We start from the raw sequence: 24,939 nt of genomic DNA, 5'->3' as shown, positions 1-24,939 counted from the left end.
CAGGTCAGCGCTGCGCGAACCGTGCCATCAACGCCGGATAATCCTGTGGGTCGGGAAAGCCTTCGAAGCTGACGACAGCACCGGTACAGGCCCATGGCAGCTTCTCCTGTGTCCAGGTTTCCATGAACGGTGCGTAGTGCTGCGGGTTTTCCAGCAGGCTGCTGCGCACGCCCACGACCGCGTCGTTACCGGCGGGCCGGGTGAACAGCCAGCTCATGCAGTGGGGGCAGAACTCATGACGGGTTGCGCCCCGAAGACCTCCAGGCACCGGCGCCCCGCGCGTGACCCTGAACCCTTCGGCTGGGAACAGCGCCGTCAGCGAGAACACACTGCCCGACATCTTCTGGCAGCCCGTGCAATGACAGGCGCTGGTCATGATCGCGGGGTGATCGGATCGAACGTCACCTGCCCGCAACGGCACCCACCTTGAATCTTCATGCAACGGACCTCGTGTCGGTATGGCAGGCCGTTTGACTAACGGCCTGGATACGTGAAGCATGCGCGAGTATCAGCCTGGTTAAAACTGATCAAACCTGCCGAGCTGCTCATAGGAAATGTATGAACACCCCTCAACTGCAATGGGAAACCCAGCGCCTGTTCCTGGCGGTCTTGCGCACGGGCAGCCTCTCTGCCGCCGCGCGCATGCTGGGCATTGCCCAGGCCACCGCGCGTCGGCGTATCGACGCGCTGGAGCAGAGCGTGGGCATGAGCCTGTTCGTGCGCTCGCCGGCAGGCTTGATGGCCACGGAAACGGCGAAGGAGCTGATCGGCCATGTCGAGTCCATGGCCCTGGCAGCGGAAGCCTTTGCCCGCGCCGCGTCTGCCGAGGCCCAGGTGCCGGGAGGCACGGTGCGCGTCACCAGCAATCAGTTGCTGGGGGTGGAGGTGCTGCCGGCGATGCTGGGTGAGATCCGCACGGCCCGGGCGGAGCTGACACTGGAGCTGAGCATCTCGAACCGGCTTGAGGCCCTGGCACTGCAGGAGTCTGACGTGGCGGTGCGGATTCGCAGGCCTACCGAGGCGGCAGTGGTCACCCGGCATGTGGGGGACCTGCGGATAGGCCTGTATGCGACCCCTGAGCTGCTGCTGCGCCATGGCGTGCCGAACACCCATGCATACCTTGCGCGCTATCCGCTGATCGGGCCTGATCGCAACCTTGCTGAAGTGATGTTTCTCGAGCAGAACGGCTTTATCTGTGTGCCGGAACGCATGGCGCTGCGCACCGACGATCACCTCGCCCAGTTCGCGGCACTCAGGGCTGGTGTGGGGGTTGGGGTGTGTGCCGAGCAACTGGCGCGGCGGCATGGGCTGGTGAGGGTGTTGCCGCAGGCCGTGGCATTTTCGGTGGATGTCTGGGTGGCAATGCACGGCGATCTGCGATGGGTTCGGCGGATTGGCCTGGTGTTCGAGGCGCTGGGGGCGGCGCTGTCGGCGTTTCTGGCCGCCCCGCGTGTCAACTAGTTCTGCTGCAGAGCATCGACAATAACCTGCCGCAGCCAGCGATGCCCTGGGTCCCGATGTACCCGCTCCGGCCACAGCATCAGCATCTCGAATCCCTGCACCGCCAGGGGCGCCTCTACCACCTTGAGCCTGGGGTCGCTGACCACCAGCCGCTGCGGAAGCATGGCTACTAGGTCCGAGCCGACCAGCACCGCCGCCAGCAGCATGAAATGCGGCACCGACAGCACCACGTTGCGCGCGAGTCCTTGCGCGGCTAGCGCGGCGTCCGTAGGGCCATGGAAGCCGCCGCCGTCGGGTGAGACGATCACCTGCTCCAGCGCACAGAACTGCTTGAGTGTCGGCTTGCGCCTGAGCCCTGGATGGTCGACTCGGCCGACCAGCACGTAGCGCTCGACGAACAGGCTGCGCTGGCGCAGCTCTGCCGGCGCCTGCAGGGCAATGTGAAAGGCCATGTCGATCTCGCCTAGCTCGGCCTGGCGGACCAGGGCCGAAGGCTGCAGGTCGAGCACCGCCAGGCGTGTGCCCGGGGCGGCGCTGCGTAACCTGGCCAGGGCGGGTAGCAGGATGCTCGAGGCACTGTAGTCGGTGGCGGCCACGCGCCAGGTCTGGCGGGCGGCGGCCGGGTCGAAGGGTTGCGGCGCCGCGATGGCAAGCTGCAACGCCTCCAGCGCCTGGCGCAACGGTGCGCGCAAGGCGTCTGCCCGCGCGGTCGGACGCATGCCCCTCGGTCCGGGTAGCAGCAGGGGGTCTTCAAGCAGCTCGCGCAGCCGCGCCAGCTGCACGCTGACGGTTGGTTGTGCCAGATGCAGGCGCTGCGCCGCGCGCGTCACATTGTGCTCGCTGAGCAGGGCGTCGAGGGTCACCAGCAGGTTGAGGTCGAGGCGACGCAGGGAATCGTGCAAGGCAATACCTGGAATAATGGATATTCATTTCAACTATACCTTGCGGCCGCCCATCATGGCTCGCATCCCTTTACGGAGAGCCACCATGAATGTGCTGATCGTCTACGCCCACCCCGAACCTCGCTCGCTCAACGGCTCGCTCAAGGACCATGCGGTTGCGCACCTGCAGCGCCAGGGCCACGTCGTGCAGGTATCGGATCTTTACGCCATGGCCTTCAAGCCGCTGATCGATGCCAGCGACAATACCGCCGGCCAACCCGGCGTGCGTTTTCGGGTCTCGGAAGACTCACGCCAGGCCTTCGCCGATGGCACGCAGAGTGCCGACATCGCCCAGGAGCAGGAAAAACTGCGCTGGGCCGATGCCATGATCCTGCAGTTCCCGCTGTGGTGGTTCGGCCTGCCGGCAATCCTCAAGGGCTGGGTCGAGCGGGTCTATGCCTATGGCTTCGCCTACGGTGTGGGCGAGCATTCCGACCAGCGCTGGGGTGACCGCTACGGTGAAGGCAGCATGGCCGGCAAGCGCGCCATGCTGATGGTCACGACCGGTGGCTGGGCTTCGCACTACGCGCCGCGGGGCATCAATGGCCCACTGGAGGCGATCCTGTTCCCCATCCAGCACGGCATCCTGTTCTATCCGGGGTTCGAGGTGCTGCCGCCGTTCGTGCTCCATCGCACCAGCCGCATCGACGATGCAGCATTCGTCGATGCCTGCGTGCAACTGGAGCGGCGCCTTGATGGTTTGTGGGTCGATACGCCGATTCCTTATCGACGCCAGAATGGCGGGGACTACCTGATTCCCGAATTGACCTTGAGGCCAGAGCTGGCACCGGGGGAGGAGGGGTTGGGGGTTCACTTGCGTGGCGATTGAACATGCAAGTATTTGAATAGCAGCTATGGTGTCAAAGTGCCATGTCTGGTGCCTACACGGCCATGGGTCAAGGACCTTTTACAAATCCATTGAAGGAGCAAGTGACATGAGCATCAAACCTGGACCGAAACCGATCGCTGAATCAACTGGCAAAGAGGATCAGCGTCGTCGTGTTACTCCAGAGAACCATCCGAAGCATCCAGATCTAAAAGAGCACAATCACAAGAAAGGTAAATGATTCTGAAGCCCCTCCTTGCAGGGAGGGGCTTTTACATCAATGTGCTGGGCGGACCAGTCGCACGTGCACATGCTTGTGATAATCAGGCTCGAGTGGTGTACCTCGTGTGCGAAGGCCCGGGATTTCAATCGACATTCTGCAGATAACACGGGTACTCGTATTTCTGTCGCCGAGCCTGCTCCAGGTCAATCCGTACAACCTGCAACAAGGCGTGGTCGTCAGCCTTGGCGGCGACGGCCAGTGGCTGGCCCGCGGGGGAGTACGCCATGCCGTGGCCGCCAAAGCGCTGACCCTGTGCAGCCTGCCCGGTGCGGTTGGCGCTGATCACGTAGGCGCCGGAAACGATCGCGGCCATCGCGGCGGCGCAATCCCAGTAGCGATAGTCGGTGCCGGAGGCGCGGGGGACGGCGATCAGGTCGGCACCATCGCGTCCGTAGTGGCGGGCGCGTTCGTTGAACATCAACTCGGTACACAGCAGCACACCGAGCTTGAGCTTGCCCACCTCGATCACCTCGAACCCTGGCTCGACGGTGGTGAACCAGGTCTGCTCATGAAAGCCCGGCTCCTCGGGGAAGAAGTGTTTCTGGTGGACGAAGCGGTAGCCTGTGGCATCCAGCACGAAGGCTTCGTTGATCAGGCGCCCGTCCGCGAGCAGCGGCCTGCTCGACAGCACGGCAGGTACGTCGAGCCTGGCCAGGGCGCCGAGGGCGGATTCATGCAGGGCCACACTGTGCTGTGCAGCCTGAGCGTCGAAGGTGGCGTGCTCGGCCAGCCAGGGGCCGAAGGGCATTTCGTTGGTGATCAGCAGATCGGCCTCGGCGGCACGAACCTGCTCGGCGATCTGTTGCCACTGCGGACTGTCAGGGGTCAGGCCTTCTGGCCATTGGGCGTAGGCCACGGTGATCAGGGACATCTGCAAACCTCGAGGGGCTGGGCGGGTGCGGCCAGTCTAGGCAACGAGCGGAAGAAGCACTTGCAGATTCTTGCGCTTGAGTCAGTGTCTCAACCCGCTTGCGACCGACGCCGCTTGACCCGGTACATCTCGCCGTCAGCATGGCTGAGCAGGGCATCGGCATCGCGCCCGTCGGCGGGGTAGCAGGCGACGCCGATGCTGCAGGTCGGCATGGCGAGGCCGCCGAAGTCGGCATCCAGCGGCTCGACCATGACGGCCAGGATCTGTGTGACCTTGTCGAATACGGCGCTGTGCGACGGCAGGTCGGTGAGCAGGATGGCGAACTCGTCGCCGCCCACCCGCGCTACCGTGGCATGCGCGCCGGCACAGCGCTCCAGGCGCTGGGCCACCAGGCGCAGCACGCGGTCGCCGGCACTGTGGCCGTGGGTGTCGTTGATTTCCTTGAAGTCGTCGATGTCGACGAATAGCAGCGCCAGGGTATCGCCGTGCTGCTGCGCCGCCTTCAACGCAGCGTCCAGGCGGCTGTTGAACAGGGTGCGATTGGCCAGCCGGGTCAGCGGGTCGTGGTGGGCGAGAAAGCGCAGCTCTTCTTCGGCCTCGGTGAGGGCGGTGACGTTGCGCGCCACGCCGATGCGTGCGCCGACCTCTTCTGACCAGAACGCCGCCCAGAGGATATGGACGACACCGCCATCCTTGCGGATGTAGCGGTTGCGAAAATCGAAATGCGCCTGGCCGGACATGACCCGGACGATCGAGGCCCGAGTGGCGGGCAGGTCGTCGGGGTGCATGTAATGCGTGATCGGCGTGCCGATGAGCTCCTCGGCGCGGTAGCCCAGCAGCGCTTGGCAGGCATCGCTGACGAACACGATCTGGTCGTCCTGGTCGACCACGAAGACGGTGTCGAGCATCAGGTGGACCAACTTGGGATAGAGCGCTTGCAGGTCGACGGGCATGGTGCGGGTGTCCGGGTCGTAAGGCTCGATCAGGGCCAGATCGCAGAAGGGCCGACGAGTCATCCTGCGCGCGCCCGGCACCCGGGCGGTACCGGCCGATCGTTCGCGGCCACAGCACAGCCTACAGGGTCTGACCGTTATGGCCAGCAGGGCGGTGAAAAATAGCGGCAGGCGCAGCCGAACGGGTTCGGTGATGGCATGATGCGCCGACGAATGGCATCTTGCAGCTGCCATTGCTGGCAGCTGACGGTTTCTGGTCCAGACTGTGTTAAGCCTGTCGCTGTTCATGTCGCCTGTCGGTCAGTCATCGCTTTTTCCCTGCTGTTCTATTCAGACGAGGGCCACCAATGATCGAGCGCCGTTCCTGTCGGGCCTTGCTGCTGTCGCTGACCTTCGCGGTATTGCCGCAGGTGGCGCTGGCGGTCGATGACTGCACGCGCCTGACCGCCACCGGCAACCCCGAGTATCCACCGTACCTGTGGCGTGACCCGCAGGACCCGCAGCACCTCGTCGGGGCCAATGCCGATCTGCTCAAGTACATGGCAGGTGAGCTGGGGCTGGATGTGGAAGTGAAATATTCCGGGCCCTGGGGACGCGCCCAGGAAGAAGTGCGTACCGGGCGGGTCGATCTTCTGGCGGGCTACTTCCTGACCCGCGCGCGGCAGAACGAGGTGAACTTCATCGAGCCGCCGTTCCTGCACACCCCAAGCGTGGTCTGGGTGCGCAGCGACAGCGCTTTCGCCTATAAAGGCTGGGACGATCTGCGCGGGCTCAAGGGTGGGGTACTGGTCAACAACAGCCATGGCGAGCAGTTCGACGAGTTCGCCCGGACCAACCTCAACCTGGAGGCAGTGCCCGGCGCCAGGCAGGCGTTCGAGAAGCTGCTGCACAAGCGTAGCGACTATGTGATCTTCGAGCAGTTTCCAGGCATGGCCCTGGCGCGCGTGCTGAAGGTCGACGAGCAGGTGCAGGTGCTCGAGCCTCCGGTATCCAGCGAGGGGCTGTACCTGGCGATGTCCCACGACTCGCCGTGCAACCGGCCACAGTTGCGCGAGCAACTGGCCGCGAAGATGAGGGAGATCGTGTCCAGCGATTTGCCGCAGCGCCTGGTTGCACGAAACCTGGCGCTTTGGCGCCAGCAGCAGGAGAACGTGGCGGCGCCTTGATCAGGGCGGTGTGGCTGCGGCAAGACTTCCCAGCGAAAAAACCGGATAATGGCGCCCATTTCGTTTTACGCGCTGGTGTGCCCGCATGGAAATAAAGGTCAATTTTCTCGACAATCTCCGACTTGAAGCCAAGTTCGACGACTTCACGGTGATCGCCGATCAGCCCATTCGCTACAAGGGCGATGGCTCGGCGCCTGGTCCGTTCGACTACTTCCTGGCCTCCTCGGCGCTGTGCGCGGCGTACTTCGTCAAGCTCTACTGCCAGACCCGCGACATCCCCACCGAAAACATTCGCCTGTCGCAGAACAACATCGTCGACCCGGAAAACCGCTACAACCAGATCTTCAAGATCCAGGTCGAGCTGCCCGAGGATATCAGCGAGAAGGACCGCCAGGGCATCCTGCGCTCCATCGACCGTTGCACCGTGAAGAAAGTGGTGCAGACCGGCCCCGAGTTCATCATCGAGGAGGTCGACAACCTCGACGCCGATGCCCAGGCGCTGCTGATGCCGGTGTCCGACACCACCACCTACATTCCCGGCAAGGACCTGCCGCTGGAGCAGACCATCGCCAACATGTCGGCGATCCTGGCCGATCTGGGGATGAAGATCGAGATTGCCTCCTGGCGCAACATCGTGCCCAACGTCTGGTCGCTGCACGTGCGCGACGCGCAGTCGCCGATGTGCTTCACCAACGGCAAGGGCGCCACCAAGGAAGCTGCGCTGGCCTCGGCACTGGGCGAGTTCATCGAGCGCCTGAACTGCAACTTCTTCTATAACGATCAGTACTGGGGCGAGGACATCGCCAACGCACCGTTCGTGCACTACCCGAACGAGCAGTGGTTCATGCCTGGCCCGAAGGACGCGCTGCCGCAGGAGATCCTCGACGAGTACTGCCTGGAGATCTTCAACCCCGATGGCGAACTGCGCGGCTCGCACCTGTACGACACCAACTCGGGCAACAAGGCCCGGGGCATCTGCTCGCTGCCGTTCGTGCGCCAGTCCGACGGGCAGACGGTGTATTTCCCGTCCAACCTGATCGAAAACCTCTACCTGAGCAACGGCATGAGCGCCGGCAACACCCTGGCCGAAGCCCAGGTGCAGTGCCTGTCGGAAATCTTCGAGCGGGCGGTCAAGCGCGAAATCCTCGAAGGCGAACTGTGCCTGCCGGACGTGCCGCAAGAGGTGCTGGCCAAGTACCCGGGCATCGTCGCCGGTATCCAGGGGCTGGAGCAGCAGGGCTTCCCGGTGCTGGTCAAGGATGCCTCGCTGGGCGGCGAGTTCCCGGTGATGTGCGTGACCCTGATGAACCCGCGCACCGGCGGGGTGTTCGCCTCGTTCGGCGCGCATCCAAGCTTTGAAGTGGCGCTGGAGCGCAGCCTCACCGAATTGCTCCAGGGTCGCAGCTTCGAGGGGTTGAACGATCTGCCTCAACCGACTTTCGAAAGCCAAGCGTTGACCGAGCCGAACAACTTCGTCGAGCATTTCATCGACTCCAGCGGCGTAGTGTCGTGGCGCTTCTTCAGTGCCAAGGCCGACTTCGAGTTCGTCGAGTGGGACTTCTCGGGCCAGGGCGAAGACTCCAACGAGCAGGAGGCGCAGACGCTGTTCGGCATTCTGGAAGGGCTGGGCAAGGAGGCGTACATGGCGGTGTACGACGACCTCGGTGCCACCGCTTGCCGCATCCTGGTGCCGGGCTATTCGGAAATCTATCCGGTCGAGGACCTGATCTGGGACAACACCAACCGCGCGCTGGGCTTCCGAGCCGACATCCTCAACCTGCACAACCTCGACAGCCGCTCGCTGAAGTTGTTGTACAAGCGCCTGGAACAGGTCGAGGTGGACGAATACACCACCATCACCACGCTGATCGGCGTCGAGTTCGACGACAACACGGTGTGGGGCCAGCTGACTATCCTCGAGCTCAAGCTGCTGATCCAACTGGCGCTGCAGCGTTTCGAGGAGGCCAAGGAACTGGTGGAGATGTTCCTGCAGTTCAACGACAACACCGTCGAGCGCGGGCTGTTCTACCAGGCGCTGAACGTGGTGCTGGAAGTAGTGCTGGACGACGAGCTGGAGATGGACGACTACGTTTCCAACTTCCGGCGCATGTTCGGCAATGAGCGCATGGACGCGGCACTCGGCTCGGTGGACGGCAGCGTGCGCTTCTACGGGCTGACCCCAACCAGCCTGAAGCTTGAAGGTCTGGACCGCCACCTGCGTCTGGTCGAGAGCTACAAGAAGCTGCATGCGGCGCGTGCCCGCGCGGCGGGCTGAGGGCCGCTTCAGCCAAAGAGGGGGTACATAGCGACCCTCTCGTCTATTTTTTGTACCAATCCCCTCAGCCATGTGTCCATTTGGCTGAACTTGGCGTCAGATTTGCCTGTCCATCATGTAACAAAACTGTCATATATCCGTGACAAGTGTGACGAGCTAATCCGATGCCGCTGACAACCCCTCCCGCCAAACACAGAGCGACGATCATCTGCTTCGACAAAGGAAGGGTCTTGCTCGTGCGCAAGAAAGGCGGCAAATGGAACTTCCCGGGCGGCGTCATCGAGCGAGGCGAACAGCCGCATGAGGCGGCAGCCCGAGAGTTGCATGAGGAAACCGGCCTGAGCGACCACGGTTTGCTGCATCTGTGCACCTTGGAAGTGGCCGGGGTTCTCCATTACATCTTCACCACCCACCTTCACCCCGGCGATCGCCCATGTGCGCGCAGAGAAATTGCCGCGTGTACATGGATCGAGCGCCGTGGGCTGGCGCGTGCGCCGCTCAATCCAGCGGCCGAGGCGTTGCTCGCCTGCCAGATTCCGGCGCTGTCGGCCTGGGCAGCCTGATACCGAACGCCGCTTCGCTTGGCAATGGCAGCCGAGACTTGTGACGGCGCCCGCATTACTGCATCTTCACCGTTCATTTCTGTAGGAGGTATCCCATGGACTGGAATGACCTGCGCGTCTTCCTGGCGATCGCCCGCAGTGGCTCGCTAGGGGCGGCCGCCAAGCAGTTGGGCGTCAGTCATCCAACCGTAGGTCGGCGCCTGCAGGTGCTCGAACAGAGCAACGGTCATGCTTTTTTCCGTCGCACCAGCGAGGGGCTGGTACTCACTGCGGCCGGGGAGAGCATTCTTGAGCTGGCCGAAAACATGGAACGTAGCGCCTTGGCCATCGAACGGCGTATCACAGGCTTAGGCGAACAGCCCGAGGGCTTGCTGCGCATCGCCTGTGCAGACTGGTTCGCAGGATTCGTGCTGGCACCTGTGCTGCATGAGTTGCACCGCCGTCATCCGTTGATCGTGGCCGAGGTGATCCCCAGCCATCGATTGTTCGACCTGGCCCGCCGGGATGCCGAAATCGCTTTTCGCATCGTGCCGTTCACCGAGCCGGACATCGTTCAGCGTCGGCTCATGACCCTGCGCTATGGGCTGTACCAGGCCGAGCACCAAGCCTTCGATCCCGGCGAGGGCGGTGAGGCGCTCGGTCTTGTCACCATGAATACGGCCCAATCCCATTACCCTGACGTCCACTGGTTGCAGTCGCACTTCCCCAAGGCGCGGACTGTGTTCACCAGCAGTAGCCGCAGTGTGCAGGCGCGGCTATGTGCATCAGGGCTGGGTGTTGCAGTGCTGCCGCGAGCGATCGGCGACCAGTCGCCGTTGCTGCGCCGGCTGGATATCGGCGAGCCGCCACCAGACCGTGAGATCTGGATGGGCTATCACCAGGACATGCGCCAGATGGACCGTCTGCGGGCATTGGCCGATCTGGTGGTAGAGAGGCTTGGCGATGCTCCATGAGCGCAGGCACCGCTACCGGGCAGCTGCGGGGCGGCGCGCCAGGGTAAAACTCAAGCCTGCGCCCAACACCAGGCAAGCGGCCATGCACAGCAGCGCAATGGTGAAGGCATGACTGATGGCGGTCGGGTCGGTGCCAGCGCCCAGCACCCCATAGAATATGCCGCCGATCACCGCCACGCTGAGCGCCGTGCTCACTTGCAAGGTCGAACTGGTGACACCGGCCATCATCCCGGACAACGCTGGGGCGACGCGCCCTGTGATCATGCGCATCAGGGTCGGCATCGCCAATCCCTGGCCGAAGCCGATGACGAATAGCACGACGGCGAAAATCGCGGGCTGCGGGCCAGGGTTGCCAGGTGTGAGGGTAATGAGGCCTGCGAGTGCGACCAGGCCTGCAACCATCAATGCCAGGCCAACGGCGTTGGTGTAGAGGCCCAGCACGCGTGTGCACAACGGCGCGGTCAACGGCCCGATGAGAAACCCCGCGCCGAAGGGCAGGAAGACCAGGCCTGCATGCAGCGCGCTCACATGCAATGCACCTTGCAGGTAGATCGAGAAAAGCAGGAAGAAGGCACCGATCGTGTAGAACGACAGGGCGACCAGCAATGCCCGGCGCAGCCCCGGCACGCGCAGCGCGGCCGGATCCAGCAAGGGCGCTCCCCCCGCGCTGGCCAGGCGGGCCTGGTGGCGCCAGAAGGTCCAGCCAAGCAATGGACAGGCGATCAGCGACAGCCACGCCCACAGCGGCCAGCCGGCCTCACGACCTTCGATCAACGGCACGATCAGCGTGGCAAGTGTGAGCATCGACAGGCCCATGCCGCCGAGATCGAGCCTGCGCGCATGGCTGGCGCGAGTCTCCTTGATCAAGGGAATGCCGAAGAGGATGACCAGCAGCGCGACCGGCAGATTGATGAGAAAGATCATCCGCCAGCCAAGCCCGAACAGATCGAGCGAAATCAGGATACCGCCCAGTGCCTGTCCGATCACGCTGGCCAGACCGAACACCGCACCATACAGGCTCAGCGCCAGGGGCTTTTCCGCCTCGGGGAAGATCGCCTGTACCGAGGCCAGTGCCTGTGGCGCCATCACTGCCGCGGTGATGCCTTGCAGCGCACGGCCAGTGATCAGCATCCAGGGCGTGGCAGCGAACCCGCAGAGCAACGAGGCGGCGGTGAAGCCGACAAGCCCGATGAAGAACATGCGTCCGCGGCCATGCAGGTCGCCCAGCCGGCCACCGGTGATCAGCGTTACCGCATAAAGCGCGGCATAGGCGGAAATGACCAGTTGCTCGGCCGATGCCGAAGCATTCAGGTCGCTGCGTATCGATGGCAGCGCCACATTGACGATGAAGAAGTCCAGCGGTGGGAGGAATGCCCCGACAAGCAGGACCACGAACATCGCCCAGCGGCGTTGGTCCGGGCCGGCTGCCCTGTCGTCAGGTGCCAGCGTGAGTGAGTGGTCAATATCAGGTGGGTTTTTCATACGAGGCCCTCGTAAAAGATGGGGCCATGCTAGGAAGCGCTTGCAGATGGGGTCAACGCTTTACCCCCTTACAAAAATGAACGTTGAAACTGCAGGAATGACAGTCCCGTCAATGCCTTGCGACTCGCACAATGGCTCGGACAACCGGCTGTGAACGCCGGCTCCCCAGACCTGCAGGAGATCGTTGCAATGAACCTTGAGACTTTGGAAAAACGCCTGGACCGCATCGAAAGCCGCCTGGCGATCGAGTCGCTGATCTGGACCTACGCCCAGGCCTATGACCGCGTGGATGAGGCACTGCTGGAAAGCATCTGGCATGTCGATGCAACCCTGGACTTGCCGGCATTCGGGCACGGAACCGGGCGCGAGGGCATTCTGGCCATGGCTCGGGAATCGTGGCGGAAAATGCCGCACATGCATCACTGGATGGCCAACCCGCTGATCGAGCTTGATGGCGAAAGCGCCACCGCGGTCTCACAGGCCGACTGTCTGTTCCATGACATCGAACAAGGCCCTGTGCAGGCCGCTGGCTTGTACCATGACCGCTTCGAGCGACGCGATGGAGAATGGCGCTTTACCGCGCGACGCTTTGAGCTGATGTTCCTGGTGCCACTGCAAAACTGGCAACCCATTGCCGGTTCGCAGGCGTTCGCCCGCTCATGAAATCAATAGCCTTGCTCGGATGTGGCAACTAGCTCGAACCCGTGTAGGAGCAACTGTCTTGTTCAAAATCTAAAGGCCAGCCCAGGAGCCCGCGCTGCTTCTGTAGGAGCGTCCTTGTGCCGCGATCGGGCGCGAAGCGGCCGCAAGCCAGGCAACCGAAATCTTCCTGATAGGTCTGAGGGCCTGGTTTCACGGCCGCTTCGCGCCCGATCGCGGCACAAGGCCGCTCCCACAGGGGATTGGGCTGGTCTTTAAATTTTGAGCAAGACAGTTGCTTCTACAGGTGCGATGGGCACCTGTAGAAGCGGTTCAGGGTGTGCGTCGGAGCAGCAAGACAGCGCCCGCCAGCTTGCGAAAACACCTTCACTCCTTCACCACCGCCAGCCCCGCTTCCTGGGGTGTTTCGGCCTCCAGCTTCAACCGGTCGGCCTTGCTGATGTACTTGGGCTTGTTGCTCTTGGGCGCCAGCTTAGCGTTGGCTTTCTTGGCGTGAGCCTTCAACAGCTGTTTGATCTTTTTCTGACGATTCATGTTTTTCGCGCCCCTTGAGCGCATCCACTGGCAAAACGCGGCGAGCTTAGCGCCGCCGGCCCTGATGGACAAGGTTATCGATGTGCCGCCAACGAGAAGGGTGCATCGGTCTCGTGCGGCCGGCCGTGAATGATCTGCCGGGTGATCATCTCGCCGCTGGCGCAGGCAAGGGTGAAGCCCAGCGCGCCATGGCCGACGTTAAGCCACAGGTTCTCCAGCCCCGGCGCCCGGTCGATGATCGGCTTGCCCAGCGCAGTGGCAGGACGCAGGCCCGCCCATGCCTGGGCCTGGCGCAGGTCCAGGGCGGGGAACAGTTCCGCCACCTGTGCCTTCAGGAGGTCGATGCGCCGCTTCGGGGCCTCGGCCGAACGCACGCCCATGTCCACCATCGCGGCGATCCGCAGGGTGCTGCCCAGCGGTGCGTAGACAATCTTGCGACTGGCGTCGGTGACGCTGAGCCGGGGCAGGGCGTTGGCATCGGCAGGCTGCACGCTGAGGCTGTAACCGCGCAGCCCATAGAGGGGCAGGCTGATCCCCAGCGGTTTGAGCAAGCCGACACTGGCGATACCTGAGGCGATGATGAAGGCGTCAGCCTCAAGGGTTTCGTTGCCCAGCTTCAGCGCCGTAATCCGCTTGCCCACCTTGGTAAAACCGCTCACGGCCTGGCCCAGCTTGAAGCGCACATTCGCCAGGCCATCCAGATGACGTTTGAGCCCCTCGCAGAACAACCGGCAGTCTGCGGTGGCTTCGCCGGGGGTGAAGATGCCGCCGGCAAGTTGCCCGACCACCCCTGACAGCGTGGGCTCAAGGTCGCTGCATTGGCTGGGCGTCAACAGGCGTTGCTGCGACCCGGCCTGTTGCTGAAGTTCGGCCAGCCTGACTGCGGCGCCCAGCGAAGCTTGGCTGCGATGGATGATCAGTTTGCCGGTCTGGCGGAGGTTGAAATCGATCGGTGTCTGTTGCAGCAACTGCTCCAGCAACGCCTGGCTGCGTTGAGACAGCCTGAGCATCTCGCGTACCGTGCGCTCGGCCCGGCTTGCCCGGCATGCCCGCAGGAAGGCCAGGCACCAGCGCCATTGCTGCAAATCCAGGCGCGGCTGCAGGCGCAGTGGCGAGTCGCTGGCGAGCAACCACCTGGGCAGGTTGGCGAACACCGACGGGTCGGCCAGGGGCGCCACGTAGTTGTAGCTCAGTTGCCCGCCATTGGCGAAGCTGGTCTCCAGGGCGATATCCTCGTTGCGTTCGACCAGCGTGACCTGAAGCCCTTCGCGCGCCAGGTACAGCGCACTCGAAAGGCCAATGACCCCACCCCCCACGACCACCACATGCATGTGCCTTCTCCTGAAATCGTGCCACTGCGCTCAGTATCCAGCCTTGCCGTTCACGTCCGCCAAGGCCTATAACTGCAGCTTCCATAACCTTGGGCTATGACCATGCGTATCCGTCACATCGAAGTGTTCCAGGCAATCCTGCGAACCGGTTCCCTGACGCGCGCAGCACAGGCGCTCAACATCACCCAGCCTGCGGCCAGCAAGCTGCTGGCCCATGCCGAGGCGAACCTGGGTTTCGTCTTGTTCGAGCGGGTCAAGGGGCGTCTGCAGCTCACCCGCGAGGCCGAAATACTGATCCCGGCCATCGACAAGGTGTTCCGCGACCTGGACGATGTGCGGCGGCTGTCGCGCAGCCTCAGGCATCAGTCCAGGGGTGCGCTGCGCATCGGCTGCATTCCGTCACTGGGCTTGAAGGTGCTGCCTCACGCCCTGGCTGCAAGCCAGCGCGCCAATCCCGAGCTGTCCCTGGACCTGATCACCGCCCACAGCGAACAACTGGCGCAGGCGCTGCTGGCGCGCGAGATCTCGATTGCCTTCACTTTCAATGGCCAGCCGCGACCCGGCTTGAAGGTCATTGCCTTGCACGAAGTCGAGCTGGTCTGCCATGACGGCACGCAAGACCAGGGGCCGGTGTCTCTGGATGCCATCGACCCTGCGCGGATCATTGGCCTGCCGGCCTCGGACCCCCTCGGTGAGCTGGTCCGGCCATGGCTTGGCGGCGTGGACAGCCGCACCCAGGTCCAGACCTACTATGTGGCTTGCGCCCTGGCCCAGGCGGGGGCAGGTATCGCCTTGATCGATGAGTTCACCGCCGACGCCTTGCTCCCGCCAGGGCAGCGCGCGCGACGGATCACGCCACGGCTGCCCGTGGTGCTGACAGCGGTGGTGCATGAGAATGCGGCGTTGTCGAAGCTTGAGAAAGACTTCATGGCCTCGGTCAGGCTCATGGCTGCCGGGGCAGCCATAACCTGAACTCATGCTTTGCTGCGTTTGCCTGCCTGGCGGATCGGGGTGCGACTGGCTGCACGCAGGTTGTTTCGCACGACCTTCTTGAACTGCGACGAGAGACGGGACAGGCGGTTATGCATCATGCAGGAGTAGACGAACACGATCGCGCAGACGATGAAGATGATGTGCAGATGCTGCGCGGACGCACACATGAGCGCTGTAATGCATCCTGCGAAGGCATTGAACGCCGCGCCTCGAGCGATGCGATCCCTGCTGACGTAGGTCTCCATCATCCTCACGGCATCGGGGATCGAGTGCGCGACGATCTGCGCGGTCTTTTCGTAAGGCTGTTTCTTCGGGCTGCCAACCAGTCCTTCCCAGATTGACAGGACACGATCGCGCTGTGGCGCGACGGGCTCCAGCCAGGCATGGATCTGCTTGTCCAGTTGCGCGCTTCTTCTGATCAGGAACGAAGACGTGGTGTCGACGTAGATACCCAGCACGTAGACGACTGGCAGGTAGACCAGGATGAAGAGTTCCTTGGTGTCCTTGAGTGCGGCCAAAGGATCCGCTGGAAGATAGGGCGCGTAAAACTTGTGCAGCAAAGCCGCCAGCCACGCCGAAGCGGCAATGCCGGAAATCAGGTATTCGATAAGCGCTACTGCGAACTGCATGGTGCCCTCGGTCAGGCTCGGGTGGGGGGTAGGGGTGGAGTGGCGGTGATCGGGGATATGTGTCCGGGATGATGTGGATCCTGCCACGAGCCTTCATGCGGCAGCCATTTGCAGGGGTTCAGATCGACGTCCTCGTATTGATTGAGCTGGATGCGCTTTCTGTTTTCACGCTCAAGCTGGCGGATATGCTCCATCACCTGTTTGTACCTCAGGTTGAAGGCATACTCGTTTCCTCGATAGGTGATCCCGCTCAGTCGTTTTCGACCCTCGGCAAGGGGAATGAACATTTTCAAGTAGCTTGGACGATAGTTCTTGTCGCACTGAGCCAGCCAGCCGGCCAGAAGGTTCGCCGCTGGCATCTTGTCCTCTGCCATCGCAAGGTTGGTGATCGAGTCGATCTCGCCCCAGGTATCGTCGATGAACGTTTCCTTGACCTTCACCGAGTCATAAGCGATGCCATGATGACTTGCGAACTCAAGGTAGGTTTTGAAGGTGTCGTTGATAAGGGCATAGAAAGCCTGGTCATCGCTTTTGAACAGCTTGCTCAACAAGGTTGAAAAATGCCCCCCGTTTGGGTCGGCATAGACGAAGTGGGTATCGGTCTTGAGCGAGAAGTAGCTGAAGAGGAAGAAGTCTCCCGGTTCGATGCCGCACTCCTTCAGTGCTACATAAGGATGGTCGGCCAGATACAGCTTGCGTTCGCCCTGTTCGTTGAAGCGCCCGATGGCGGCGCTCTGTGGGGGCGGGAAGAACGCATTGGCATCGATCGAGCGGTTCATGAAGGTATGCCTGCGCCCGCTTCTGATCTTGCGCACCCGAGAGAACACCGAACCCTTGCAGTAGGTACGCGACTCAAGAGGTATTGCACCCAGGCTGAAGGCGTAAGGGTTCGATTGCGGCAACAGGTGCTGGCGTATGGCTTTACGATAACCGTCCATTCCGATGATGGGATTGAAGGCGTCGAAGCTGACGGTCAGCGGTGGAACGAATCGAAGCTGGAAATTCATGCGTAGAGCCTTGGGACGTTCTTGCAGTTAACGATCGATTGCCCGCACAACCCTCTTGAACGAGGCGATCAGCGCGTTGGGCCAAGCTTTTTCTCGAAGTACACCCGGTTGAAGCCGTCTTCGCTGCGCCGTGCGACCTCGACATAGCCGAGCCTGGGGTAGAGGCCGAGGTTGTCGGTCATTCGCTCGTTGGTATAGAGCTGCACTGCATTCAGCCCGAGTTGGCGCGCGCGGCTTTCGCACAGGTTGATCAGCGCCTTGCCGATACCACGTCCGGCGGCACTGGGCAGCACGGCCACGTTTTCCAGCAGCATGTGGTTGTCGTGGGGGTAGAACACGATGAAGCCCTGCAGGCTGGCCTGCTCGTCCAGGGCCACGTGGACCCAGCCAGTTGCGATCTGGCTGGCGTAGTCGGCCAGCATGGGGGCGGGCTTGCGGCCTATCAAAGGGATGTAGCGGGCATAAGCCTGTTCGGCGCAGGCCTGGATGGCGGATTGGTCGGCGGGGGTAGCGGGGCGGATCATCGTGCGCTCTCCTGGAGGCGGATGCGGGCTGAACCCGCGGGCGCGATCAGGGCCCGCAGGCTTGCAACCTAGTGGAGATCCTTGAACAGGGCAACCAGATTGCGCATTTGCTCGACTGCCTCGGCAGCCGCTCTGGCGGGGGGAGGCTTTCGCTGCGGCGTATGGTGAAAAAGCCGTCTTCTCGTGAAGTCTTGCGGATGTTATGCAATGCCCGTTCAGCATTGGCGATCTTGATAAATGTATCTCGATACTGCGACTTCACGCAGCCAAGAAATATGAAGGAGGTAACCCTGAAGTGGTCTCCTTCCTGGCGCACTCTGATTGCCGCTGGAAATGATCCGCCCAGTTCATCGTCCCGGAAGCGGTCGAGCAGCTCCAGGCTGAAGTAGGTGACAACCCTCAGCGGATCGGACAGCAGTGTGCCAAACGCTTCGTGCAACGCGGTGTGAAAGCGCGCGAACTTGCGCTCCTTCAAACAACGATCCCAGATCAATGGTCGTCTGGCGTAAAGCTGGAACAGGCGGACATTTGCCTTTGCCTCGTTTCCAGACGGGCCGTTGATGAGTTTCGCCAGGTCTTTGGCCCGCGAACGGGGAGCGTTGGCTGTCAGGATGTCGTGCAATGCTTCCAGGGCTTCGTCATGATTGCTCGCCACTGTAGTGACAAGCTTGCCTAACCCATCGCTGTCGGCAATCTCTTCTTCTTCCTGAATAACTCGACGGAACTGGGCCATAGTGGATTTGACGTGAGGTGCTACCCAGGCTAATTGCTCGATCTGGGTAAGAAAGATCGTCAGCCAGGTGTAGTCGATCGGGATCCATTGCTCGTGGTCAGGTTCGTTTTCGTGACTGTCGAGGTAGATATGAATGCCACGATAGTTCGGGTAAAGGTCTCGCAACGCTTCATAGTAGGTTTTTGTCTGGTCTTTTCCCTCATGGTGACCAAACTTGTTTTCGATCGCGATGTAGAGCTTGGCTGCCGGGTCCACGGCCAGTACGTCGATGTAGCGCTTCTGGTTGTGCACACCCAGTTCGGCTTCGGTCATCACCACGATCGATGAAAATGCCAAGGTTTGGACATTGGATGCGGCCAGGAAGCGTCGGTCGTTGAGGCCCAGGTAATCCGTGCGGCTGGATTGTCCGGCTCGGGTCAGCAGGGACTTGATCGCCTGGTCGCCCAGCCCGTGGCCTTGTGTGGGGTCGATCAACCAGGCCAGAAAGCGAGAAATGTTCACTTCCTTGGGAAAGCAGATCTGAAGAGCGTCGCTGTGGGTGGAAAGCGCGAGCATCCGTTGCACATCCGAGTCGGCGTAAAGAGCGTCGACCAGAGATTCCAAAGTCATGCGAGTCCTGCAAGTCAGGTGGAGAAGATTGGTTCCGGGTGTTAGGGCCATTCACATGGCAGGCTTGTGCAACGTCGGGTGGACCGAGCGGTGGACAAGCGCTAAAGGCATTGTGCCATCAGCGCTTGTAGTGTTGCTATGGTGTCACGCCAATAGTTACTGCTTACGAATACCAACGATGTTCGCAGCCCCCCCTTCCATACGGAAATCGAAGCCGACCTTGTCACCGACCTTCAGCCCTTCGAGCTGCTCGGCGCTGGCCTTGAAGCCCATGGTCATCGCCGGCCACTGCAGTGCAGCCACAGGCCCATGGGCCAGCGTCACCTTGCCGTGCTCGGTGTCGATCGCCTTGACCGTGCCTTCGGCATGTGCGCTTGGCGCTGCCTTGCTGGCCGACATGTCCATGCCCTCCATCGTCATGCCTTCCATGCTTTGCTGCGCTTGCGCACCGGCGGCAAAGGCGACCATCAATACAGCGCCGAGGTACAGATTTTTCATTGGGTTTCTCCTGGTTGGGGGGTATCGGTTACTGCAAGATCGCGACGCCTGATCAGCCAGTACGCCGCGGGAATCACGAACAACGAGAGCAGGGGGGCGGTCAGCATGCCGCCGACCATGGGTACGGCGATGCGGCTCATCACTTCGCTGCCGGTGCCGCTGCTCCAGAGAATCGGCAACAGTCCGGCGACGATCACGGCCACGGTCATTGCCTTGGGCCGGATACGTTGCACGGCGCCCTGGCGAATCGCCTCGCGCAATGCCGCTTCGGAGTGCTCGCCCGTGGCCTGGCGCTCGGTCCAGGCGTTGTTCAGGTAGATCAGCATGATCACCCCGAACTCCGCCGCGACCCCGGCCAGGGCAATGAAGCCGACCCCGGTGGCCACTGACAGGTTGAAGCCCATCAGGTACAGCAGCCACACCCCGCCCGTCAGGGCGAAGGGCAGGGTGCCCATGATCAGCAGCGCCTCGCCGAGACGGCCGAAGGTCAGGTAGAGCAGTACGAAGATGATTGCCAGGGTCGCCGGCACCACCCAGGCCAGGCGGGCATTGGCGCGTTCCAGGTACTCGAACTGGCCGGAGTAGCTCAGGCTCATGCCAGGGTCGAGCTTCACCTCGCGGTCCACGGCCTGGCGCAGGTCGTCGACCACCGACGACAGGTCGCGCCCACGCACGTCGATGTACACCCATCCGGAGGGGCGGGCGTTCTCGCTCTTGAGCATGGGCGGGCCTTCGGCAAGGCGCACCTGGGCCACGCTGGCGAGGGTGATCTGGCCGCCCAGGGCGGTGTAGATCGGCAATTCGCGCAGTGCCTGGACCGAGTCGCGCCACTCGCGGGGGTAGCGCAGGCTGATCGGGTAGCGCGCCAGGCCCTCGACCGTTTCACCCACCGTATCGCCACCGATGGCGCCGGCGACGATGGCCTGCACGTCGGCGATGTTCAGGCCATAGCGCGCCGCGGCCTGGCGATCGATGTCGAGGTCGATGTAGCGCCCGCCGGTGAGACGCTCGGCCAACGCCGAGGTGACGCCCGCTACCCCCTTGGCTGCGCGCTCGACCGCCTGGGTGGCGCGGTCGATCTGGGCCAGGTCGCTGCCGGCCACCTTGACCCCGATCGGGCTCTTGATACCGGTGGCGAGCATGTCGATACGGTTGCGGATCGGCGGAATCCAGATGTTGGTGAGCCCCGGCACACGCACGGTGCGGTCGAGTTCCTCGACCAGTTTTTCGCTGGTCATGCCTGGGCGCCACTGATCCTTGGGTTTGAGTCGCACGAGGGTTTCGAACATCTCAAGCGGCGCCGGATCGGTGGCCGACTCGGCGCGCCCAGCCTTGCCGAACACACTGGCCACCTCGGGTACGGTGCGGATCAGGCGGTCGGTACGTTGCAACAGCTCCGCGGCTTTTTGCGCCGACAGACCGGGCAGGGCGGACGGCATGTACAACAAGTCGCCCTCATCCAGCGGTGGCAGGAACTCGCCGCCCAGGTGGCTCAGCGGCCACAGGCTGCTGAGCAGCACCAGCAGTGCCCCGGCCAGGGTCAGCAACGGCTTGCGCAGCACCTGCTCCAAGGCTGGGCGATAGAGGCGGATCAGCCCGCGATTGAGCGGGTTGCGCGCCTCGGCCGGCAGAGGGCCGCGGATCCAATAACCCATCAGTACCGGCACCAAAGTGACCGCCAGCCCGGCAGCAGCGGCCATGGCGTAGGTCTTGGTGAACGCCAGCGGTGCGAACAGCCGCCCCTCCTGGGCCTGCAGGGTGAACACCGGGACGAACGACAGGGTGATGATCATCAGGCTGAAGAACAGCGCGGGTCCGACTTCCTGCGCCGCTTCGGTCATCACCTTCCAATGCTGTTCACCGCGCAGCACCTGCCCGGGATGCCGCGCATGCCAGGCCTCGACATGCTTGTGCGCGTTCTCGATCATCACCACGGCCCCGTCCACCATCGCGCCGATGGCGATGGCGATACCACCCAGCGACATGATGTTGGCGTTGATGCCCTGGTGGCGCATGACGATCAGTGCGATCAGCACCCCCACCGGCAGCGACACGATCGCCACCAGCGAGGAGCGCAAGTGCCAGAGAAACGCGGCACAGACCAGCGCGACGACGATGAACTCCTCGAGCAGCTTGTGGCTGAGGTTGTCCACTGCACGGTCGATCAGTTGGCTGCGGTCATAGGTGGTGACCAGCTCCACGCCGGCCGGCAGGCTTTTCTTGAGTACTTCGAGCTTGTCCTTGACGCGCCCGATGGCCTCGCGGGCATTCTTGCCGCTGCGCAGGATCACCACGCCACCCACGGCCTCGCCCTGGCCATCCAGCTCGCCGATACCGCGGCGTTCCTGCGGGCCAAGCTGGACCCTGGCCACATCGCCCAGGGTCACCGGTGCACCATTGGCCGCCAGGCGCAGAGGGATGGCGCGAAAGTCATCGAGCGTCTTCAGGTAGCCCGAGGCGCGCACCATGAACTCCGCCTCGGCCTGTTCCAGCACGCCGCCACCGGTCTCCTGGTTGGCCTTGCCGATCGCCTGCGCCACCTCGTCCTGAGTGATACCCAGGCTTGCCATGCGCAGCGGATCGAGCACCACCTGGTACTGCTTGACCATGCCACCGATGCTCGCGACCTCGGCCACATCGGGCAGGGTCTTGAGCTCGAAGCGCAGGAACCAGTCCTGCAGGCTGCGCAACTGTGCAAGATCGTGCCCACCGCTGCGGTCGACCAGGGCGTACTGGTAGATCCAGCCCACCCCCGTGGCATCCGGGCCAAGCACAGGCCTGGCCGTGGCCGGCAGGCGCGACTGCACCTGGCTGAGGTACTCCAGCACACGCGAGCGTGCCCAGTACAGGTCGGTGCCGTCCTCGAACAGCACGTAGACGAAGCTGTCGCCGAACGCGGAGAAACCGCGCACGGTCTTGGCCCCCGGCACCGAAAGCATGGTGGTGGTCAGTGGGTAGGTGACCTGATTCTCGACGATCTGCGGGGCCTGCCCGGGGTAGGAGGTGCGGATGATCACCTGCACGTCCGACAGGTCCGGCAAGGCATCGATCGGCAGGCTGCGCAGGGAAAACACGCCCCAGGCTGCCAGGAACAGCGTGGCCAGCAACACGAGGATGCGGTTGCCGACCGACCAGCGAATCAGTTTCGCGATCATGGCCGAGCCTCCTGCGCGGCAGGCATCGAATCCGGCGCAGTGGTGGCCTCGATGCCCTTGAGGCTGGCCTCGGAGTCGATCAGGAACTGTCCCGATGCAACGACCTTCTGGCCTGCCTGCAACCCCTGCAGCACGGCGACCTGGCCGCCGCTCTCCTGGCCCAGCAGCACCTCGACCGGACGGAAGCGGCCCTGGTCCTCGGCGAGCATCACCAGGTCGCGCTTGCCGGTCCGGATGACGGCCTCGGCCGGCAGCGTCAGGCCCTCATCGTCTGGCGCTTCCGGGCTCAGGGTTACCTGTGCCGTCATGCCGGGCCGCAGTCGTCCCTCGCGGTTGGGCAGCTCGATGCGCAGGCGCAAGGTGCGGCTTTGCGGATCGGCATCGGCCAGCAGGGCGGTCAGTGTGCCGCTCACCGTCTCGCCGGGATACGCCGGCAGGCGTGCCTGCACCGCCTGGCCCTCGCGCAGACCCTGGGCCTGGGCTTCGGGTACCGCGGCTTCGAGCCATACCTGGGCGATACCGTTGATCCGCGCCAGTGTTGCGCCCGGCGTCAGCGTCATGCCCGGTCGCAGGTCCAGGCTCTGCAGCGAACCCGCGCTGGGCGCCACCAGGGTCACCCACTGCTGCACCTTGCCGCTGCGCGCGACTCGCTCGATCAGCTCGGCAGGCATGCCGGCCAACAGCAACCGCTGGCGCGCAGCAGCCTGCAACCCCGCATCGCCGGTACGGCGCAGTGCGAGAAACTCCTCCTGCAACCCGGCCCACTCCGGTGCCAGCACATCGGCCAGCGGCGCGCCTTTGGCGACCACATCGCCGGTGGCGCGCCCGTAGGTGCGCTCGACGAAACCCGCGGTACGTGCCTGCAATACGCTGAAGTCGCGTTCGTCGAAGGCCAGCACGCCGCTGACCTGCAGTGTGCGTTGCAGCCGGCTGCGCGTCACGGTCGCCAGACGTACCCCCAGATTCTGCTGAACGCCCGGGGTGATCTGCACCGCCGGTTGCCCCTGACCGCCATCACCCTCGGCATACTTGGCCACCAACTGCATGTCCATGAAGGGTGACTTGCCCGGTGCCGGGAAATGCTGCTGCGGGTACATCGGGTCATACCAGTACAGCGCCTTCTGTTCTGCGAGTGCCGCCGCCGTGGTCGGGCCGCCTTTGCGGGCGAGCCCGTAGCCGACGCTGGCGCCGACCGCCAGCGCGAGCACCGCGATCAAGCCGATGGATGTGTGTTTCATGCCTGCACCTCGCCATAGATGAAGTGCAGCCGCGCGGCGGTCGCCGCCAACTGCCCTTGCCAAACGATATCCTGCAATTGCGCCTCGACCCGCTGACGGCGGGCTGCGAGCAGATCGCCCAACGCCGACTTTCCGGCCCGGTAATCGGCCAGGGCCAGGCGAACCCGTTCTTCGGCCAGGGGTAGCAACGTCTCGCGACTGCGCGTGACGGCCCGTTGCAGGCGCTGGTACTCGGCCAGGTCCGTTTCCAGTTGCGCGGTGTGCTCGCGCAGCGCGGCTTGTTGCTCATCCTCGAGCTGACGCACTTGGGCCTGGCGAGCGGCGATGGTCGGGTCCTGGCGCGAGCCGGTGAACAGCGGCAACTGGAAGCTGACTTGCAGGCTGACCATGTTGCTGAATGCCGGGCCGCGTCGTTGGTAGTCCAGCTCCCAGCCCCAGTCGGATTTCTTCTCGGCTTGTGCCTGGTGCACCTGCGCCTGGGCTTCGCGGGTCATCGCGCCATAGGCGGCCAGTTCCGGGTGCACATGCAGGGCGTGCAGGTATGCCGGGGCATCCACTGCCCATTGCGGGAAGCTGCGCGCCAGGGTCTCGCCGTCCTGGCCGATCCAGCGTTTGAGCGCCGCACGCGCCTGGGAGGCCTGGCTGAGCAACTGGTCTTTCTGCTCATCCAGTTGCGCGGCCTCCTGCCCAGGTGCCAGGGCATCGGCCGCGGCGCCGCCACCACCGGCCAGGCGCGCCCGCACGGCGGCGTCCAGCAGACGGTTCTCGTGGTAGAACGCCTCGAACTGCTGCAGCTTGCGTTGCACGGTATAGGCCGCGATCCACGCCTGGGCCGTGGCTGCGCGTACTTTCAGGCGCTCCACCAAGGCTTCGGCATCGGCCCGTTCGACGGTCGCTTGGGCGGTCTCGACCCGCGCCTTGCGCTTGTCGCGGTTGGGCACTTCCTGGGCCAGGCCGACCACTTGCATGGTCATGAAGTCGCGGTTCGTGCTCCAGCGGTCGCTGCCGTCCACCGGCAGGTTCTGCAGCCCGAGGTTCAGGCGTGGATCGGGCAATTCACCGGCTGGCAGCACCGCATTGCGTGCCGCAGTGACCTGCTCCTGGCGCGCCTGCAGGGAAGGGGCGTTGCGTTCGGCCAGTCGCAGGGCGTCGTCCAGGGACAATGCAGCGGCCTGCGCCGACAGTGCCGGCAGCAGGATCAGCAGGGTGGCCGCAAGCGTCCACCCGGCTTGGAAACGTAGGGGAGTCATGGAC

At 63.5% G+C, this 24,939-nt stretch carries 24 protein-coding genes; 9 read left to right on the top strand and 15 right to left on the bottom strand.

What is annotated here, in order from left to right:
- Positions 1-4: 4 nt before the first annotated feature.
- Positions 5-340: a GFA family protein gene (locus tag ACMGGG_RS12825; protein ID WP_414155808.1), complete on the bottom strand. Its 336-nt coding sequence runs from the start codon at positions 338-340 to the stop codon at positions 5-7.
- A 218-nt stretch (positions 341-558) separates the two neighbouring features.
- Here ACMGGG_RS12825 and ACMGGG_RS12820 point away from each other — a divergent pair, with 218 nt between their 5' ends.
- Positions 559-1,461: a LysR family transcriptional regulator gene (locus tag ACMGGG_RS12820; protein ID WP_414155616.1), complete on the top strand. Its 903-nt coding sequence runs from the start codon at positions 559-561 to the stop codon at positions 1,459-1,461.
- Here the strand turns inward: ACMGGG_RS12820 and ACMGGG_RS12815 are convergent.
- Positions 1,458-2,363: a LysR family transcriptional regulator gene (locus tag ACMGGG_RS12815; RefSeq protein WP_112898482.1), complete on the bottom strand. Its 906-nt coding sequence runs from the start codon at positions 2,361-2,363 to the stop codon at positions 1,458-1,460. The genes ACMGGG_RS12820 and ACMGGG_RS12815 overlap by 4 nt on opposite strands.
- Before the next feature lie 85 nt (positions 2,364-2,448).
- Between ACMGGG_RS12815 and ACMGGG_RS12810 the strand changes: the two genes are divergently transcribed.
- Both ACMGGG_RS12810 and ACMGGG_RS12805 read left to right on the top strand, forming a co-directional pair.
- Positions 2,449-3,231, top strand: coding sequence for an NAD(P)H-dependent oxidoreductase (locus ACMGGG_RS12810; protein WP_414155615.1), 783 nt, complete (start codon positions 2,449-2,451; stop codon positions 3,229-3,231).
- Positions 3,232-3,337: 106 nt separating this feature from the next.
- The gene (locus ACMGGG_RS12805; protein ID WP_256093727.1) at positions 3,338-3,469 is read left to right on the top strand and encodes a hypothetical protein; all 132 of its coding nucleotides are present in this window, start codon (positions 3,338-3,340) and stop codon (positions 3,467-3,469) included.
- A 124-nt stretch (positions 3,470-3,593) separates the two neighbouring features.
- Here the strand turns inward: ACMGGG_RS12805 and ACMGGG_RS12800 are convergent, their stop codons facing one another.
- Complete coding sequence (locus tag ACMGGG_RS12800) at positions 3,594-4,382, bottom strand: carbon-nitrogen hydrolase family protein (protein WP_414155614.1); 789 nt, start codon at positions 4,380-4,382, stop codon at positions 3,594-3,596.
- A gap of 89 nt (positions 4,383-4,471) precedes the next feature.
- A complete protein-coding gene (locus tag ACMGGG_RS12795; RefSeq protein WP_414155807.1) occupies positions 4,472-5,335 on the bottom strand; it encodes a diguanylate cyclase domain-containing protein in 864 nt (287 codons plus the stop codon).
- A 347-nt stretch (positions 5,336-5,682) separates the two neighbouring features.
- Here ACMGGG_RS12795 and ACMGGG_RS12790 point away from each other — a divergent pair, with 347 nt between their 5' ends.
- The 4 genes from ACMGGG_RS12790 (at position 5,683) to ACMGGG_RS12775 (ending at position 10,292) form a co-directional block, all read left to right on the top strand.
- A complete protein-coding gene (locus tag ACMGGG_RS12790) occupies positions 5,683-6,501 on the top strand; it encodes a substrate-binding periplasmic protein (protein WP_112898480.1) in 819 nt (272 codons plus the stop codon).
- Positions 6,502-6,586: 85 nt separating this feature from the next.
- Positions 6,587-8,776: an OsmC domain/YcaO domain-containing protein gene (locus tag ACMGGG_RS12785; RefSeq protein WP_414155613.1), complete on the top strand. Its 2,190-nt coding sequence runs from the start codon at positions 6,587-6,589 to the stop codon at positions 8,774-8,776.
- Between the two features lie 164 nt (positions 8,777-8,940).
- Complete coding sequence (locus ACMGGG_RS12780) at positions 8,941-9,339, top strand: NUDIX domain-containing protein (protein ID WP_054891454.1); 399 nt, start codon at positions 8,941-8,943, stop codon at positions 9,337-9,339.
- 95 nt (positions 9,340-9,434) lie between these two features.
- On the top strand, positions 9,435-10,292 hold the full coding sequence (locus ACMGGG_RS12775; RefSeq protein ID WP_414155612.1) for a LysR family transcriptional regulator: 858 nt from the start codon (positions 9,435-9,437) through the stop codon (positions 10,290-10,292).
- 12 nt (positions 10,293-10,304) lie between these two features.
- On the opposite strand, the gene ACMGGG_RS12770 is transcribed toward ACMGGG_RS12775, so the two are convergent.
- Positions 10,305-11,774, bottom strand: a complete 1,470-nt coding sequence (locus tag ACMGGG_RS12770; protein WP_196759864.1) for an MFS transporter — start codon at positions 11,772-11,774, stop codon at positions 10,305-10,307.
- Positions 11,775-11,963: 189 nt separating this feature from the next.
- Here ACMGGG_RS12770 and ACMGGG_RS12765 point away from each other — a divergent pair, with 189 nt between their 5' ends.
- A complete protein-coding gene (locus ACMGGG_RS12765) occupies positions 11,964-12,437 on the top strand; it encodes a nuclear transport factor 2 family protein (RefSeq protein WP_054891452.1) in 474 nt (157 codons plus the stop codon).
- A gap of 363 nt (positions 12,438-12,800) precedes the next feature.
- Here ACMGGG_RS12765 and ACMGGG_RS12760 read toward each other — a convergent pair whose 3' ends face one another.
- Complete coding sequence (locus tag ACMGGG_RS12760; protein WP_065862662.1) at positions 12,801-12,968, bottom strand: DUF2986 domain-containing protein; 168 nt, start codon at positions 12,966-12,968, stop codon at positions 12,801-12,803.
- A gap of 74 nt (positions 12,969-13,042) precedes the next feature.
- Positions 13,043-14,299, bottom strand: a complete 1,257-nt coding sequence (locus ACMGGG_RS12755; RefSeq protein WP_414155611.1) for a D-amino acid dehydrogenase — start codon at positions 14,297-14,299, stop codon at positions 13,043-13,045.
- 102 nt (positions 14,300-14,401) lie between these two features.
- Between ACMGGG_RS12755 and ACMGGG_RS12750 the strand changes: the two genes are divergently transcribed.
- The gene (locus tag ACMGGG_RS12750) at positions 14,402-15,271 is read left to right on the top strand and encodes a LysR family transcriptional regulator (RefSeq protein WP_112899576.1); all 870 of its coding nucleotides are present in this window, start codon (positions 14,402-14,404) and stop codon (positions 15,269-15,271) included.
- A 2-nt stretch (positions 15,272-15,273) separates the two neighbouring features.
- Here ACMGGG_RS12750 and ACMGGG_RS12745 read toward each other — a convergent pair whose 3' ends face one another.
- The 8 genes from ACMGGG_RS12745 to ACMGGG_RS12710 all read right to left on the bottom strand — a co-directional run bounded on the left by ACMGGG_RS12745 (position 15,274) and on the right by ACMGGG_RS12710 (position 24,935).
- Positions 15,274-15,921: a hypothetical protein gene (locus ACMGGG_RS12745; protein WP_414155610.1), complete on the bottom strand. Its 648-nt coding sequence runs from the start codon at positions 15,919-15,921 to the stop codon at positions 15,274-15,276.
- An 11-nt stretch (positions 15,922-15,932) separates the two neighbouring features.
- Complete coding sequence (locus ACMGGG_RS12740) at positions 15,933-16,928, bottom strand: hypothetical protein (RefSeq protein WP_112898474.1); 996 nt, start codon at positions 16,926-16,928, stop codon at positions 15,933-15,935.
- A 68-nt stretch (positions 16,929-16,996) separates the two neighbouring features.
- Positions 16,997-17,452 carry a GNAT family N-acetyltransferase gene (locus tag ACMGGG_RS12735; RefSeq protein ID WP_054891450.1) on the bottom strand — a complete coding sequence of 152 codons (456 nt, stop codon included), beginning with the start codon at positions 17,450-17,452 and terminating at the stop codon, positions 16,997-16,999.
- Positions 17,453-17,498: 46 nt separating this feature from the next.
- Positions 17,499-18,794 (bottom strand): PD-(D/E)XK nuclease family protein, encoded by a 1,296-nt coding sequence (locus ACMGGG_RS12730; protein ID WP_414155609.1) that lies wholly within the window; start codon positions 18,792-18,794, stop codon positions 17,499-17,501.
- Positions 18,795-18,950: 156 nt separating this feature from the next.
- On the bottom strand, positions 18,951-19,292 hold the full coding sequence (locus ACMGGG_RS12725; RefSeq protein ID WP_054891448.1) for a copper-binding protein: 342 nt from the start codon (positions 19,290-19,292) through the stop codon (positions 18,951-18,953).
- Positions 19,289-22,447 (bottom strand): efflux RND transporter permease subunit, encoded by a 3,159-nt coding sequence (locus tag ACMGGG_RS12720; protein ID WP_414155608.1) that lies wholly within the window; start codon positions 22,445-22,447, stop codon positions 19,289-19,291. The genes ACMGGG_RS12725 and ACMGGG_RS12720 overlap by 4 nt, the downstream gene beginning before the upstream one ends.
- Complete coding sequence (locus ACMGGG_RS12715; protein ID WP_414155607.1) at positions 22,444-23,685, bottom strand: efflux RND transporter periplasmic adaptor subunit; 1,242 nt, start codon at positions 23,683-23,685, stop codon at positions 22,444-22,446. Before ACMGGG_RS12715 ends, ACMGGG_RS12720 begins: the two co-directional genes overlap by 4 nt.
- Positions 23,682-24,935, bottom strand: coding sequence for a TolC family protein (locus ACMGGG_RS12710; protein ID WP_414155606.1), 1,254 nt, complete (start codon positions 24,933-24,935; stop codon positions 23,682-23,684). The genes ACMGGG_RS12715 and ACMGGG_RS12710 overlap by 4 nt, the downstream gene beginning before the upstream one ends.
- Positions 24,936-24,939 lie beyond the last annotated feature (4 nt).

Source organism: Pseudomonas sp. BNK-44-b (assembly GCF_047456245.1).
Taxonomy (GTDB): domain Bacteria; phylum Pseudomonadota; class Gammaproteobacteria; order Pseudomonadales; family Pseudomonadaceae; genus Aquipseudomonas; species Aquipseudomonas machongensis.
This window is presented reverse-complemented; position numbering and strand designations above follow the sequence as displayed.